The sequence below is a fragment of the Janthinobacterium sp. UMAB-60 genome, from assembly GCF_900095235.1.
In the GTDB taxonomy this organism is placed as follows: domain Bacteria; phylum Pseudomonadota; class Gammaproteobacteria; order Burkholderiales; family Burkholderiaceae_D; genus Janthinobacterium.
On the sequence record NZ_LT607485.1, the window covers coordinates 323,728 to 338,154 of the forward strand.

The 14,427-nt window shown below is 65.5% G+C and carries 13 protein-coding genes; 6 read left to right on the top strand and 7 right to left on the bottom strand.

What is annotated here, in order from left to right:
- Positions 1-316, bottom strand: a 316-nt coding sequence (locus tag K0F86_RS27430) for a DUF2938 domain-containing protein (RefSeq protein ID WP_257572063.1), incomplete at its 3' end; no start/stop codon positions are given.
- 59 nt (positions 317-375) lie between these two features.
- On the opposite strand from K0F86_RS27430, the gene K0F86_RS09445 reads away from it, so the two are divergent.
- The 4 genes from K0F86_RS09445 (at position 376) to K0F86_RS09460 (ending at position 4,396) form a co-directional block, all read left to right on the top strand.
- Entirely contained in the window at positions 376-1,020 is a 645-nt protein-coding gene (locus K0F86_RS09445) for a metalloregulator ArsR/SmtB family transcription factor (RefSeq protein WP_219134138.1), read from the top strand.
- On the top strand, positions 1,020-1,532 hold the full coding sequence (locus K0F86_RS09450; RefSeq protein ID WP_219134139.1) for a ClbS/DfsB family four-helix bundle protein: 513 nt from the start codon (positions 1,020-1,022) through the stop codon (positions 1,530-1,532). The genes K0F86_RS09445 and K0F86_RS09450 overlap by 1 nt, the downstream gene beginning before the upstream one ends.
- Before the next feature lie 96 nt (positions 1,533-1,628).
- On the top strand, positions 1,629-3,344 hold the full coding sequence (locus K0F86_RS09455; RefSeq protein WP_219134140.1) for an NAD+ synthase: 1,716 nt from the start codon (positions 1,629-1,631) through the stop codon (positions 3,342-3,344).
- Positions 3,341-4,396 carry a bifunctional nicotinamide-nucleotide adenylyltransferase/Nudix hydroxylase gene (locus K0F86_RS09460; protein WP_219134141.1) on the top strand — a complete coding sequence of 352 codons (1,056 nt, stop codon included), beginning with the start codon at positions 3,341-3,343 and terminating at the stop codon, positions 4,394-4,396. Before K0F86_RS09455 ends, K0F86_RS09460 begins: the two co-directional genes overlap by 4 nt.
- A gap of 24 nt (positions 4,397-4,420) precedes the next feature.
- Here the strand turns inward: K0F86_RS09460 and K0F86_RS09465 are convergent, their stop codons facing one another.
- On the bottom strand, positions 4,421-5,251 hold the full coding sequence (locus K0F86_RS09465; RefSeq protein ID WP_219134142.1) for a hypothetical protein: 831 nt from the start codon (positions 5,249-5,251) through the stop codon (positions 4,421-4,423).
- A gap of 115 nt (positions 5,252-5,366) precedes the next feature.
- Complete coding sequence (locus tag K0F86_RS09470; protein ID WP_219134143.1) at positions 5,367-6,269, bottom strand: LysR family transcriptional regulator; 903 nt, start codon at positions 6,267-6,269, stop codon at positions 5,367-5,369.
- A 127-nt stretch (positions 6,270-6,396) separates the two neighbouring features.
- Here K0F86_RS09470 and K0F86_RS09475 point away from each other — a divergent pair, with 127 nt between their 5' ends.
- Both K0F86_RS09475 and K0F86_RS09480 read left to right on the top strand, forming a co-directional pair.
- Entirely contained in the window at positions 6,397-7,818 is a 1,422-nt protein-coding gene (locus K0F86_RS09475) for an MFS transporter (RefSeq protein WP_219134144.1), read from the top strand.
- Complete coding sequence (locus K0F86_RS09480; protein WP_219134145.1) at positions 7,815-8,213, top strand: DUF4440 domain-containing protein; 399 nt, start codon at positions 7,815-7,817, stop codon at positions 8,211-8,213. Before K0F86_RS09475 ends, K0F86_RS09480 begins: the two co-directional genes overlap by 4 nt.
- A 1-nt stretch (position 8,214) precedes the next feature.
- On the opposite strand, the gene K0F86_RS09485 is transcribed toward K0F86_RS09480, so the two are convergent.
- From K0F86_RS09485 to K0F86_RS09500, 4 genes are read right to left on the bottom strand one after another with little or no spacing between them, the layout of a single operon-like run.
- Positions 8,215-8,790, bottom strand: a complete 576-nt coding sequence (locus tag K0F86_RS09485; RefSeq protein WP_219134146.1) for a DUF1349 domain-containing protein — start codon at positions 8,788-8,790, stop codon at positions 8,215-8,217.
- Between the two features lie 25 nt (positions 8,791-8,815).
- Positions 8,816-10,204 (bottom strand): efflux transporter outer membrane subunit, encoded by a 1,389-nt coding sequence (locus K0F86_RS09490; protein WP_219134147.1) that lies wholly within the window; start codon positions 10,202-10,204, stop codon positions 8,816-8,818.
- Positions 10,201-13,299: a MexW/MexI family multidrug efflux RND transporter permease subunit gene (locus K0F86_RS09495; RefSeq protein WP_219134148.1), complete on the bottom strand. Its 3,099-nt coding sequence runs from the start codon at positions 13,297-13,299 to the stop codon at positions 10,201-10,203. Before K0F86_RS09495 ends, K0F86_RS09490 begins: the two co-directional genes overlap by 4 nt.
- Positions 13,300-13,314: 15 nt before the next feature.
- Positions 13,315-14,427, bottom strand: a complete 1,113-nt coding sequence (locus tag K0F86_RS09500) for an efflux RND transporter periplasmic adaptor subunit (protein ID WP_219134149.1) — start codon at positions 14,425-14,427, stop codon at positions 13,315-13,317.

The window sequence follows — 14,427 nt, forward strand, 5'->3', positions numbered from 1 at the left end:
CCGCCAGCAGCGCCGGCGCGAACGTCGGCTGGCGCACCCACTCCTGTCCCACCAGCGCCAGCAGCACGGCCGCAAACAACACGCCGATCACGTAATGGGCGGTCCAGCCCAGGATGGCCTCATCGCGCACGGGCGCCGCCTGGGCGATGTTGACGTGGCTCAAGGTGCCGCGCGGCAGATGGCCCAGCCAGCGCCCCACCATCGCAAAGTTCAGCGAGGGGATGCACCAGAAGCGTTTCAAGGCCACCGCCCACACATCCATCACCGCCGTCGCGCCCACGCCGATCGCCAGGGCATCGAGCCAGAGTATTTGCATTGCCGCTCCTAACATTCAATTAATTGCTTGAATGTTATAAGGGTGCTAGCATCGTGTCAATGAAAAATGCTGATATTGAAGTGCTTGCCGGTTCCGCCGCGTTTGCCCATATTTTAGGCAGCGCGCCGCGTCTGCACCTGCTCAAGCAGATCGCGCACGGTGAATTTGCGGTGGAGCAGCTGGTGGAGTTGACGGGCCTGTCCGTGGCGAATACCTCGCAGCATTTGCAGCAGTTGCGGCGCGCCGGCTTCGTGCAGGCGCGGCGCGACGGCAAGCGCGTGCTGTACCGGCTCGGTAGCGGCCCCATCGTACAACTGCTGGCTGCGCTGGAGCTGTATGCGCAGCATCAGCGCAGCGAATTGCAGGCGCTGAGCCGGGGCGACCACGTGGAAGCGATCACGGGCGACGAGTTGCTGGCGCGCTTGCAGGAAGCCAGCATCACCGTGCTCGACGTGCGTCCCGCGCAGGAATTTGCCGCCGGGCACTTGCCCGGTGCGATCAATATTCCTTTTGACGACTTGCAGCGCCGTCTCGGCGAATTGCCCGCGAACGCAGAAATTGCCGCCTACTGCCGCGGTCCGTATTGCGTGCTGTCCGTGCAAGCCGTGGCGGCCCTGCGCCAGCACGGCTTGCCTGCGCGCCGTCTGGGCAGCGGTTACGACGACTGGCAGGCGGCCGGCTTGCCTGTCGTGAAGGCGGCGTGATGGCCATTCCGAACAGCAAGCAGGAACTGGTCGAGGCGATTAGCACCACGTACGCCAAGCTGGCGCAGGAGCTGGCGCGCGTGCCACCGGCCTTGGCGCGCGATCCCGTGCTGGAGGGCCAAGTGAAGGGCACGCGCATGAGCGTGTGTGATCTGCTCGCCTATCTGGTGGGATGGAACGAGCTGGTCCTGCACTGGCACGCGCAGCTGCGCGACGGTAAACGCATCGAGGACATCGCCTTTCCCGCCGAAGGTTTCACGTGGAACGCTCTGGGTCCACTGGCGCAGCGCTTCTATGCGGACTATGCTGACCTCAGCATGGACGACTTGCTGCAGCGCCTGGAACAGGCGAAAGACCAGCTGCTGGCGCTGATCGACGCGCATGACGACGCGCAATTGTATGGCCAGCCCTGGTACACGCATTACACGATGGGACGCATGATCCAATTCAATACTTCGTCGCCATATGCGAATGCGCGCATGCGCTTGCGGGCCTGGCTGAAGACTTTGTAGGGACTGGAGCGGCAGGCTTGCACGATTGCATCAGTACGCTCAGAAAATTTTTCAGGCAGGATAGTGGTTTCAAGCGGAACCAATTGAAGGATCACCATGCTGACCATCGCCCTCGCCCAGATGAATCCCACCGTGGGCGACTTCGACGCCAATGTCGCCGCCATCACCGCGCGCATGGCCCGCGCCAGCGCCGATGGCGCCGACCTGCTGGTGTGCCCCGAACTGTCGCTGTGCGCGTATTACCCGGGCGACCTGTTCGAGGACGCCGCCTTCCTGCGCGCCATGCAGCGGGCGCTGAATAAGCTGCTGGAGGCGTCCACGCGCTGGCCCGGACTGGTCACCGTCATCGGCACGGCGCGCCCGAATCCCGGCGTCGGCAAGCCCCTGTACAACGCCTTGCTGGCGATGCGCGACGGGCGCATCGTCGCCGAATACTACAAGCAGCTGCTGCCGACGTACGGCATCTTCGACGAGGGCCGCCATTTCGAGCCCGGTCCTCCCGGCGCCTGCACCCTCGCTATCGCCGGTTGCAAGGTGGGCTTCATGATTTGCGAGGATGGCTGGAACGACGATGGCCGCGCCTACGCCGTCAATCCGTTTGAGGCCCTGCATGCGGCGCGGCCAGATCTCATCGTCAGCATCAACGCCAGCCCGTCCGACATCGGCAAGCGCGCGCAGCGCCACGCCGTGTTTGGCGCCGCCTGCGCACGCGTCAACTTGCCCCTGCTGTTCGTCAACCAGGTGGGCGGCCAGGATCAACTTGTGTTCGACGGCGCCTCGTTCGCCATGTCTCCTACCCTCGGCGTGCAATTCGAGGCGGCCCGCTTCGTCGAGGATTTTCAATTGCTGCGCTTTGCCGATGGCCGTTTCGCGCGGCCCGATGGTCAGCCCTTCCCCGTGCCCGACCCGGACGGCATTCCCGCCGTCGAATTTGCACGGCGCCAGATCGTGCTCGGTTTGCGCGACTACGCGCGCCGCTGCCGTTTTACGCAAGTCGTCGTCGGTTGCTCGGGCGGCATCGATTCGGCGCTGACCCTGGCCCTGGCCGTCGAGGCGCTGGGCGCCGACAACGTGGCGGCCATCACCATGCCGTCCGTCTTTTCCAGCGCCGGCTCCGTCACCGATTCCGTCGCCCTGTGCGCCAACCTGGGCATCGCCCTGACCACGCATCCGATACGCGACATCGTGGCGCAGTACGAGGCCGGCTACGCGGAGGCCTTCGACGGCAAGCTGCAGGGGCTGCCGCTGGAAAATTTGCAGGCGCGCGTGCGCGGCACCATCCTGATGGAGTACTCGAACGCGTTTGGCGCCCTGCTGCTCACCACCGGCAACAAGAGTGAAATCTCGGTCGGCTACTGCACCCTGTACGGCGACACGAATGGAGGCCTGGGCCTGATCGGCGACCTGTATAAAACCGAGGTGTTTGCCCTGTCGCGCCACATCAACGCCAGCGCCGGGCGCGAGCTGATCCCCGCCGCCGTGCTCGATAAACCCCCGTCGGCGGAACTGGCGCCGGGCCAGCGCGACACGGACAGCCTGCCGCCGTACCCGGTGCTCGATGAAATCCTCAAATGGCATATCGAGGGACGGCGTTTGCCGGCGCAGGAAAGCGCGCAAGCACTGACCCTGGTCGACCAGCTGCGCGAGACGGACGACGGGAGGGCACTGGTGCGGCGCATCCTCGGCATGGTCGCCCGCAACGAATATAAACGGCGCCAGGCGGCGCCCATCATCCGCGTGCGTTCGCGCGCCTTTGGCAGCGGGCGTCAATTGCCGATCGCCGCCCACTACCCTACCGGAGACGACGCATGACCCTTACCTATTCCGCTGACGCGGCCATCCTGATCGGCCGCTTCCAGCCTTTTCACAATGGCCATGCGGGCTTGCTGCGGAAGGCGCTGGGCACCGCCACCCAGGTGGTGGTGGTGCTCGGATCCGCCTTCCATGCGCGCAGCCCGAAGAACCCGTTTACGTGGCAGGAACGGGCCGCCATGATCGCCGCCACCCTGTCCGAGGATCAGCGCGCGCGCGTGCATTACGTGGCCGTGCGCGATTACTACGACGATGGCTTGTGGGCCGACGCCGTGCGGCGCGCCGTGGCGGGTGCCGTGCCCGCGGCGCAGCGCATCGCCCTGGTGGCCTGCTTCAAGGACGCCACCAGTTATTACCTGCACCACTTCCCGCACTGGCAGTTGCTCAACCTGGAGATCGACCCTGGCGCACCGATCGGCGCGACGGCCATCCGCAACGTGCTGTTCGAGGCCGAGGACGTGGACGTGTCGCTGAGCGCCGTGGCGCAGCTGCTGCCGGCGGCCATCGGCCAGTATGTCAAAGCGTGGACCTTGCTGCCGTGGTACGCGCCGCTGGTGCAGGAACACCGCGCCATCGAAGCGTACAAGGCGCGCTGGAAAGTGGCGCCGTATGCGCCCATCTTTTGCACCGTCGATGCGCTGGTGCAGACGGGGGGCCACGTTTTACTGGTGCGCCGCGGCGGCTATCCGGGCAAGGGTTTGTGGGCCTTGCCTGGAGGCTTCCTGGAGCCGCGCGAGCGTCTGCTGCAGGGCGCCCTGCGCGAGCTGGCGGAAGAAACCCAGCTGGGCGTGCTGGCGCCCACCCTCGTCGAGGCGCTGGTCGGCGTGGCCGTGTTTGACCACCCGGACCGCAGCCAGCGCGGGCGCACCATCACGCATGCGCATTATTTTGACCTGAAGACGCGCCAGCTGCCGGCCGTGACGGCGGCCGACGACGCGGCGCTGGCGCAGTGGGTGCCCGTGGCCTCGCTGCCGGCCATGGAAGAGCAATTCTTCGAAGACCACTTCCACATCCTGAACCACTTCCTCAAGCTCACGCACGAGGGACGCTGAGGGGAGCAACCCCCTCAGCGCGCGTCAGGAGGTCACGCGCTCCCAGCCATGCTTGATGGCCGCCTTGAAGTTGTCCCACGCGGACTGGGGATACGTGTGCTCCCACGTGGAACGCAGGTCCGCTTCCACCTCGTCCCATGGGCGGCCCCGGTAGCTGTCGCTGTTGGCCATGGAATGGCCATAGCGGTAGGCGGGATCGTAGTCCTCGAAGCGCGCGCCGGTGGCGACATAGGTGGCGCTCCAGTGGCTGCGGTAATACTGCTCGTCGTCGTAGCTGGTGCCGGGCAGGTTCTCGGCGCCCGGATAGCGGCGCACGTTGGCGCCCGTGCCGGACGGCGGCGGCGACCCCATGTCGCTGGCAAACTGCTGCGACCCTGGCGCCTCGTTCATATTGCTGGCGGACGTGCCCTGCTGCGATGGCGCGCCGGACTGCATGCTGGCGCCCTGGCGCATCGCGCTGTCGTGTTGCGGCGCGCCTTGCCAGCCGCCGGCACGCCAGTGGTCGGCGTGCGCATCGATGTCGAGCGGCGCATAGCGCTCGACGAGGTCGGTGGCGCGCTGGATATCGGCGTCACTCGCCCCTTCCAGGGTCAGCACGACATGCCCGCGCCGCACGGCTTCCGCATAGATGTGGCGGTCGGCGTGGCTGCCGAACAGGTCCGTAAAGAAATGCTTGATGTTGTCGAGCAGATTATCGCTGTCGTCGCGGCGGATGTTTGCCGTGGTGGAAAAGTCGTCGCTGCCCGCATCGTGCAGGCGGATGCTGGCGCCGGGGAAGCCCGCCGTGATCAGGTCGTGTCGGGCGCGCTCGGCCATGTCGCGCACGGCGAAAACTGCTGCCAATGTATGTGCCATGATGGTCTCCAATCGGTGAACAACGTCCTTTCAGTGTAGGCCGTGTCAAGCGAAAGGGGCGCCCGTTTGCCCCTTGGAAATCGTTGTGTTTATCAAGTATTGACGAAGTGAAATCTCAGTCCGGCGTGCCCACAAAAGCGCGCAAAAAGTCGATAAAGGCGCGCACCTTTTCCGCAATATGCTGGGTGTTCGGATACACGGCATACACGCCCTGCTGCGGGAACACGACGTCGGGCAGCAGGCGGCGCAGGCGTCCCGCGCGCACGTCCGCCTCCACCAGCCACTGCGGCAGCAGGGCCACGCCGCAGCCGCCCAAGGCAAAGCCCAGCAGGGCCGAGGCGGAGTCGGAATGGATGGCGGCGTCGTCCTGCGCGGCGAAGGTGGCGGCGCCGTCCGGTGTCTGCACCTCCCAGCGCAGCGGCGAAGCCAGGCGGCTGTGCGCCAGCCAGCGCGCGCGCTGCAAGTCGGGCAAGGTGGCGATGTCCCTGGCGGGCAGGCTGGCCAGGTAGGCGGGCGAGGCGACGGGCCAGATCGCATACGGTTCGATCAGCGCGGCGCGGTAGCTCGAATCGTTGAGGGAACCCATGCGGATGGCCAGGTCGTAGCGGCCCGAGATCAGGTCTTCATGCGAGGACGACGAGGAATGCTGGATCTGCAGTTGCGGATGGGCGGCGGCGAACGCGATCAGCGCGGGGATCACCGTGCGGCCGCCGTATTCGACGGTGGTGGTCAGGCGCAGGGTGCCGCGCAAGCCCTGCTGGCCCTGGCGCGCCGTCTCGATGGCGCCGTGCGCTTCGCTCAGCACGCGCTGGCAATCTTCGTAAAAACGCCGTCCCACGTCGGTCAGCGCCAGGCTGCGCGTGCTGCGCGTGAGCAGCGACACGCCCAGCTCCGCCTCCAGCTGTTTCAAGTTAAAACTGACGACGGCCTTGCTCTGGCCCAGCACGGCGGCGGCCGCCGTCAGCGAGCCGGCGTCGACGATGGCGATGAAAATACCCAAGCGGTCAAGACTGATCATAAATAAGAATGAGGAGGCATGCGGGTTGTAGAGGTTTGTCAAAATTTCTTTGACAGTGTAATCGGGGCTGGCCCGTTACGCAAATGGCCTGTGGCGCTTAAGCTGGCCGTTTGCCATTCGGAGCACCATGGACTATCGCAAAAAAGTGGCGGCCATCTATCTGCTGGGGTTTTTCGTCGACCTGATCAACATGTTCATCACCAGCGTCGCCTACCCCGACATCGGCCATGCCCTGCACGCTTCGGTGGCGCAGCTGGCCTGGATCAGCACCGGCTACATTCTCGGCCTGACCATCGTCATCCCCGCCAGCGCCTGGCTGGCTGCCTATTATGGCAGCAAAACCGTGTTTATGGCATCGTTGCTAACTTTTTTATGCGCCAGCATCGGCGCCGGCCTGGCGCCCTCGATCGAGGCGCTGATCGTCTGGCGCTGCGTGCAGGGTTTGGGGGGCGGCTTGCTCATTCCGCTGGGCCAAAGCATGACTTACCAGCTGTACCAGCCTGCCGAGCGCCCTGGCCTGTCCTCCGTCATCATGCTGGTGGGCTTGCTGGCGCCCGCGCTGTCGCCTGCGCTGGGCGGCGTGATCGTCGACAGCCTGTCGTGGCGCGCGATTTTCTATCTGAACGTGCCCTTCGCCGCGCTGGCGCTGCTGCTGGCCGCCTGCTGGCTGCGTCCCGACCCGCCGCGCGCGCAAGTGCCCCGCCTCGACGTGGGCGGCTTGCTGGCGGGCAGCACAGCCATCCTTTTGCTGTTGCTGGGCCTGACCATGCTGGGCACACCGGGCGAGCTGGCGGCCGGCGCCGGCGTGCTGGCGCTGGGTGCCGCCTGCGCCTGGGCCTACGTGCGCGGCGCCTTGCGCAAAGCCACGCCGCTGCTGAACCTGCGCCTGGCCGCCGAACCGCTGTTGCGCATTGCCATGCTGATGTATTTGCTGGTGCCCGGTGTCTTCATGGGCGTGAGCCTGCTGGCCATGCTGTACCTGCAGGGCGTGCTGGGCATGTCGGCATCGACGGCGGGCGCGCTGATGCTGCCGTGGGCGCTGGCCTCGTTTGCGGCCATTTCACTGACCGGCAAAAGCTATCGCCGCGTGGGTCCGCAACCGCTGTTCATTGCCGGTGCGCTGCTGCAGGCGGCGGGCATGCTGATGCTGCTGCGCGTGGATGCGGCGGGCCAGTTATTCTGGCTGGCGGGCGCGTATGCCGTGATGGGTTTTGGCGGCGGCTTGTGCAGCAGCACGGCGCAAAGCACGGCGTTTTTGCGCACGCCGGACGGGCAATTGAGCCAGGCCAGCGCCGTGTGGAATATCAACCGCCAGCTGGGCTTTTGCCTGGGCGTGGCGCTGCTCAGCGTACTGCTGAATGGCTTGCTGGCGGCGCACGGAATGTCGACGCTGGACGACCCCGCCCAGCACGCGCGCGCGGTGCAGGTTTTTCACTGGTGTTTTGCCCTCGCCGCAGCTTCGTGCGTGCTGCCTCTGGCGCTGTGCGCGCGCATCGACAACCGCGCCGTTCTCGACCTTTTACATCACCATGGAGCAAGCAAAAAATGAACGCTACAAATCCTTATTTTGACGACGTCTTATCCACGCATGTGCTGATCCGCGACTGGCTTTCCGGCGAGGCGGCGGCGCCAGTACATTGCGCTGAATTGCTGGCGCATTTTTCACCCGCTTTCACGATGGTGGCGCCCGGTGGCAAGCAGCTCGATCACGCCGGCTTGACTACGTTTTTCCGCGCCGCCGGCGGCAGCCGTCCGGGTTTGCAGATGCGGCTTTCCGACCTCGTTTTAGTCCAGGAAAGCGTGGCCGGCGCCACCGTGTCCTACCGCGAATGCCAGTCGCTGCCGGGGGGAGAAAACACCGAGCGCCTGTCAACCGTCGTGTATGACAAAACATCCACTGGCGCCCTGCTGTGGCGCCATCTGCACGAAACGTGGGTGGTCTAATTTAACTCAAATCATGCAAGTCTTTTTGCTGCGCCGGAGCGATGGAAAACTGCGAAAAAACCACCTCCAGGCCACCACGTTCCGGCGTGCAGCACATGGGGCCGACAAGGTAGCGCGATGCCGTGGGAAACGGCGCCAGGCGCAGCAGCGGCCAGCGCTGGCCATCGGTGGAATACTGCACGCGGATCACGCCTTGCGCCACCGTCACGCGCAGCCAGAAACCATCGGGCATGGCGGGGGCGATGCTGACGGCCCAATCCGATTTATCCAAGGTGAATACCGTGCTCAATAGCAGCTGGCCGTCGGAAAATTCGACACCGCATTTGATCCAGTTTTCCGCATCGATGCGCACCATCATGCCGGCCTGGTCATACAGCGAAGAGTACTGCGCCGCCACGTGCAGCTGCGCCGTGAAATCGCCGCCGATTTCCGTGCCGAAAAAGTGGCCGCTGTCGCGGATAAAACCATACGAAGTCTTGCGCCAGAAATCGGTTTTTTCATCGGTCGTCACGCGCAGTTGCGCCGCGTCGCGGGTGAAATTTTCCGGTGGATTGAGCCAGCTGCCTTGCGTGAACATCGCGTGCCTTTCCGAGCTAAAAAGATCACATAGTGTGCCCCCATCCCAGTGCCTTGTACAGGGCAATCGCATCGATGTAGGATGCCGTTTCCGCCAGCAGTGCTTCGCGCCGGATATCGAACAAGGCGCGCTGGTTTTCCAGCACGGCTTGGTAGCTGCCGGCACCGCCCTGATAGCGCGTGCTGGCGATGCCGAGCGCCGCATTGCCGTGGCGCGCCGATTCCAGAAGGGAGGCCAGGCGCGTCTGGTTTTCCGCTAGCTGCGTGACGGCGTTTTCCACGTCTTCCTGCGCCAATAACATCGTTTGCTCATAGCGCGCCAGCGCGCCCTGCGCCTCGGCCTGCGTGCCGCGCAAGCGTGCCCGCACGCTGCCCAGGCGGAAGGCCGGATAGCTGACGATTGGTGCCACCTCAAAGGCGCGCGCGCCGCCGTCGAACACGCCGCTGCCGCGCAGGGCAAAGAAGCCCAGGAAACTACCGAGGCTCAGGCGCGGATACAGGTCGGCCGTGGCGGCCCCCACGTCTTCGCTGGACGCGGCCAGCAGGCGCTCGGCGCGCACCACGTCGGGACGCTGCTTGATCAACTGGTTGACGTCGCCCAGCGGCAGTTGGCCCGCCAGCGGCGCCTGCTGCCGCGGCGTGGTGGCCAGCGCGATGGCGCCCGGCGCCTGCCCGCTCAGCACATCGAGCCGGTACTGCGCCTGGCGCAAGAGCGCCTGCAACGGCGGCAAGGCCGCCTCGCTGCGCGCCAGGTTGGCCAGCGCGTTGTGACGTTCTTCCGGCAAGCCGCTGCCGGCGCGGATGCGCGCGTCGGTCAGGGCCACCGTATCGCGCCAGCTTTGCACCTGCGCCTGCGTCAGCGCCAGGTTTTGCTGGTAGCCCAGCGCCTCGTAGTAATTGCGCGCCACCTCGGCGGCGATCGTCAGCTGCACTTGCCGCAAGTCCGCCTGCGCCGCGTCGGCGCGCGCCTGCGCCGAGCGGGAAATATGCGCCAGGCGGCCGAACAGGTCGATCTCCCATTGCGCGTCGAAACCCACGCGCGTGCTGGCGCTGGCGGTGCGGCTATCGGGGGTGTTTTGCCGCACCTGGCGCTGCCAGCCCGCCTGGCCCGTGACAGTGGGCAATTCATCGAGGCGGCGCTCGTCGAAGATGGCGCGCGCGGCCAGCAGATTCGCTTGCGCCTGGGCGATATCGAGGTTGTGTTCGAGTGCGCTGGCGATCAGTTGCGACAGGCGCGCATCGTCGAAAAACGTCCACCACGCGGTCTCGCTGACGGCGCCCGTACCAGGTGCGAATTGCGCTTGCTGCGGACTGGCCAGGGCGATGTCGGGCGTGCCCGGCGTGACGTAGGCGGGGCTGACGGCGCAGCCGGCCAGCACGGGGAAAAGGGAGACGAGATAGCGGTACTTTTTCATGGGGATTCCTTCAGCGCCTGCGACAAATCGCGGGCACGCGGCGTGGCATGGTCGGCCGTGTGGCGGCGGGCCAAAAAGGTGTACACGGTGGGCAGCACGAACAGGGTGAAGAAGGTGCCGATCAACATGCCAGAGACAATCACGACGCCCAGGCCGAAGCGGCTGTTGGCGCCCGCGCCCGAGGCGAACAGCAGCGGCACCAGGCCCACCACCATCGCGGCCGTCGTCATCAAAATCGGGCGCAAGCGGATCTGCGCCGCCTTGCGGATGGCCGTGATGCGGTCGAGCTGTTCATGCACCTGCAATTCGTTGGCAAATTCCACCATCAGGATGCCGTGCTTGCTGATTAAGCCGATCAGGGTCACCAGGCCGATCTGCGTGTAGATGTTCACGGTGGCGTAGCCCAGCGCCAGCGGAATCAGGGCGCCGCAGATCGACAGCGGCACCGTGATCAGGATGATCAGCGGGTCCGTCAGGCTTTCGTACTGGGCCGCCAGCACCAGGTAGATGACGACGACGGCCGCCAGGAAGGCCAAGAGCAGCGCATTGCCTTCCGTGGCGAACTGGCGTGCATCGGATTGCCAGTCGTAGCTGAAGCCGGGCGGCAGGGTTTTCGCCACGCCATCGAGGAAGGTGACGGCGTCGCCCAGGGTCACGCCCGGCGCCGGCACGCCCTGGAAGGTGGCCGCGTTTTGCTGGTTGAACTGCGTCAGCATGTTCGGCTCGATCTGTTCGCTCACCGAGACGACGGCGGACAGCGGGAGCAGGCTGCCATCGTCGGCGCGCACGTACTGCTGCGTCAGGGCTTGCGCCGTGAGTCGCTGTTCGCGCGGGCTTTGCGCGATGACGTCATACGCGCGGCCATCCATGCCGAAGCGGTTCAGGTAATTTTCGCCCACCAGCACGGCCAGCGATTCGCCGATGTCCTGCATGCGGATGCCCAGGCTGTTCGCCTTGGAGCGGTCCACGCGCACCTTCACCACGGGGTTGTTGTAATCGAGGTCGCTGTCGACGACGGCGAACAGGCCGCTTGTGCGCGCGCGCTGCTTGACGTCTTCCATGGTGCGGAACAGCGTGGCGTAATCCTGCGCGCTGCGCAAGACCAGCTGCACGGGCAAGCCGCCGCTCGATCCGGGCAGGGGCGCCAGCTGGAAGGCGAAGATGCTGGTGCCTTCCACGTCGCCCACGGCGTGCTGCAATTCGGCCTGGATGACGGCCGCGTTGCGCGCGCGTTCGGCCCACGGCGTCAGGTTGATGCCGCCGATGCTCGACGCGGGGCCTTCGCCGCCGTTGATGATCCAGCGCGACGCCGTTTCGGGGATATTTTTGTAGATATCATCGAGCTTGTAGGAGAAACGTTCGACGTAATCGAGGTTGGCGTGCTGCGGTGCCTTGATGGCCGTCAGCACGCTGGCCTGGTCTTCCGCTGGCGCCAGTTCGCGCTGTGGCAGCAGGTACAAAAAGGGCAAACTCACCATCACCAGCGCGGCGAAACCGGCGCTGAGCCAGCGGTGGTGCAGCGAGCGGTCCAGCAGGCGCGCATAGCGCGTGGTCAAGCCTTCGAAGAAATGCTCGGCGGCGCGCGCCATGCGCCCTTCCGATTGTTTCGGTTGCAGCAGCAAAGAGCTCATCACGGGAGACAAGGTCAGCGCCACCACGCCCGACACCACCACGGCGCCGGCCAGGGTCAGCGCGAACTCCTTGAACAGCGCGCCCGTGAGTCCCCCCATCATGCCGATCGGCGCATACACGGCGGCCAGGGTAATCGTCATGGCGATCACGGGACCGGCCACTTCGCGCGCGCCCACCAGCGCGGCGGCTACGGGCGTCTTGCCTTCCTCGATATGCCGGTGCACGTTTTCCACCACGACGATGGCGTCATCGACCACCAGGCCCACGGCCAGCACCATCGCCAGCAAGGTCAATAAATTGATGCTGAAGCCGAAAGCCAGCATCAGCGCCGCCGCGCCCAGCATCGACAGCGGGATCGTCACGACGGGAATCAGCACGGAGCGCAAGGAACCCATGCACAAATAGATGACGATGACGACGATGAGCAGCGCTTCGAGCAGGGTGTGCGCCACCTCCTCGATGGACGACTGGATGAAGCGCGCCGTCTCGAACGCCAGCTCGACTTTCACGCCGGGCGGCAGGGTTTTCTGGATTTCGGGCAGCAGTTTTTTGATGCCGTCGACGATCACCAGCGGGTTGCCGCCCGGCGTGGGCGACAGGCCCAGATACACGGCCGGCACGCCATCCATGATGCCGCTCGTTTCCGTGGCGGCCGCGCCCAGTTCCACCGTGCCCACGTCCTTCAAACGCACGAGCGATGCGCTGTCCTTTTCATCACCACCCTTGCGGATGACCATGTCGCGGAACTCCGCCACGCTGGTCAGATCCGTGTTGACGCTGATGTTAGAGACGACGAATTGTCCCTTCACCTTGCCCGGTGCCGCCTGGTAGTTATTGCGCCGCACGGCGTCGGCCACGTCGGCGGCCGTCAAGCCGCGCGCCGCCAGTTTGGCCGGGTCGATCCACAGCCGCATGGCCAGCTGCTGGCCGCCATACACGTCGACTTTCGCCACGCCGTCGATGGTGGCGAACATCGGCTGCACCACGCGCGCCAGATAATCGGTCAGCGCGGGCGCCGAGACGCTCTCGCTGGCAAAGCCGACGTATGCCACGGCCGAGGAATCGCCGGCCGAGCGCTCGATGACGGGGTCAAAAGCGCCTTCGGGCAGCTTGTAGCGTACCTGGTTGACCTTGGCCATCACTTCCGTCAACGCCTGCGTGGAATCGCGGTTCAATTCCATGCGCACGGTGACCGTGCTGCTGCCCTGCACCGAGGATGAGGTCAGGTAATCGATGCCTTCCACCGACGACACGGCTTGCGCGATCGGCTGCGTGACAAAACCCTGCATCAGTTCCGCCGAGGCGCCCGGATACGTGGTTTTGACCGTGATAGTCGATGATTCGAGCATCGGGTACTGGCGGATCGGCAGCTGCAGGAGGGCGATCACGCCCAGCATCAGAATCAGGGTGCTGATCACCAGCGCCAGCACGGGGCGGCGCACGAATAGATCGGTAAATTTCATGGTCGCGTGCTCCTCTTACGAGCCGGCCTTGGGCGCGGCGCGCTTGGCCTCGTCCAGGGTGTTGGCCACGGCCTGCACGGCCATGCCGTCGGCCAGTTTCAGCTGGCCCGAAGCGACCACGCGCTGCCCCTCGCGCAAGCCGTCGATAATGGCCACGCGTCCCCCTGCCCGCTCGCCCAGTTTCACGCCCACGCGCTTGACGGTGAGCGGCTGCTTGCCCTCCTGCTGCGCCACAAACACCGTGTCGCCATAGGCGCTGTAGGTCACCGCCGTTTCCGGCACCGTCAGCTGCCGGCCCGCTTCGCGCGCCACGCGCACATTCGCGTACATGCCCGCTTTTAAAGCGCCGCGCGGATTGGTCAGCGCCGCCTGCACCTGCACCATGCGCGAGCGGTCGATCAGCGGGTCGATGGCGTTGATCTTCGCTGTAAAAACGTCGTCCGGATAGGCGTCCACCAGCACTTGCACGGCCTGGCCCGGCGCCAGTTTCGCGCTGCTCTGTTCATCGAGGGCGAAGTTCACCAGCAGCGACTTCGTGTCGATCAGACTGGCCACCGTATCGGCCGCGTTCAGGTACTGTCCCGCGTGCACCTTGCGGATGCCCAGCTGCCCCGCAAACGGCGCGCGGATGGTTTTTTGTGCGATCAGCGCCTCCGTCTGGCGCACGTCGCCCAGGGCCGCGTCGCGCGCGGCCAGGGCGCTGTCGAGTTGCTCCTGCGTAGCCGCCTTTTCCTTCACCATCTGCGCCGTGCGGGCATGGCTGCTTTCCGCATTCTTCAGCTGCGCGCGCTGGCGCAGCAGCATTGCCTGTTCTTGGGCGTCATTCAGCTGTACCAGCACGGCGCCAGCTGCCACGGTTTGCCCCGATTCGAAGCGGATCTGCGTGATGCGTCCACCTGTTTCGGCGGCCACCTGCACTTGCCGCGCCGCTTCCAGTTCGCCCACGCCGGCAAAAAAGCGCTCTTGCGTGCCCAGCACGACGGGCACCAGCGCCACCTTGGTGGCCGGGGAGGCGGTGGCATCGGCCGCATGCGTAGCGGCTTGTGATGCAGCGCGCGGGTACAGCGCGGCACCGGCGACGGCCAGCGCGATGGCCAGCGCGGAGGCGCCGACGATTTTCGTATTCAT

Bases quoted from the DNA above. Each gene is read 5' to 3' on its own strand.
- K0F86_RS09485 (WP_219134146.1), bottom strand. From the start codon at position 8,790: ATGTTCACGCAAGGCAGCTGGCTCAATCCACCGGAAAATTTCACCCGC.
- K0F86_RS09460 (WP_219134141.1), top strand. From the start codon at position 3,341: ATGACCCTTACCTATTCCGCTGACGCGGCCATCCTGATCGGCCGCTTC.
- K0F86_RS09450 (WP_219134139.1), top strand. From the start codon at position 1,020: ATGGCCATTCCGAACAGCAAGCAGGAACTGGTCGAGGCGATTAGCACC.
- K0F86_RS09500 (WP_219134149.1), bottom strand. From the start codon at position 14,427: ATGAATACGAAAATCGTCGGCGCCTCCGCGCTGGCCATCGCGCTGGCC.
- K0F86_RS09475 (WP_219134144.1), top strand. From the start codon at position 6,397: ATGGACTATCGCAAAAAAGTGGCGGCCATCTATCTGCTGGGGTTTTTC.
- K0F86_RS09490 (WP_219134147.1), bottom strand. From the start codon at position 10,204: ATGAAAAAGTACCGCTATCTCGTCTCCCTTTTCCCCGTGCTGGCCGGC.
- K0F86_RS09455 (WP_219134140.1), top strand. From the start codon at position 1,629: ATGCTGACCATCGCCCTCGCCCAGATGAATCCCACCGTGGGCGACTTC.
- K0F86_RS09480 (WP_219134145.1), top strand. From the start codon at position 7,815: ATGAACGCTACAAATCCTTATTTTGACGACGTCTTATCCACGCATGTG.
- K0F86_RS09495 (WP_219134148.1), bottom strand. From the start codon at position 13,299: ATGAAATTTACCGATCTATTCGTGCGCCGCCCCGTGCTGGCGCTGGTG.
- K0F86_RS09445 (WP_219134138.1), top strand. From the start codon at position 376: ATGAAAAATGCTGATATTGAAGTGCTTGCCGGTTCCGCCGCGTTTGCC.
- K0F86_RS09470 (WP_219134143.1), bottom strand. From the start codon at position 6,269: ATGATCAGTCTTGACCGCTTGGGTATTTTCATCGCCATCGTCGACGCC.
- K0F86_RS09465 (WP_219134142.1), bottom strand. From the start codon at position 5,251: ATGGCACATACATTGGCAGCAGTTTTCGCCGTGCGCGACATGGCCGAG.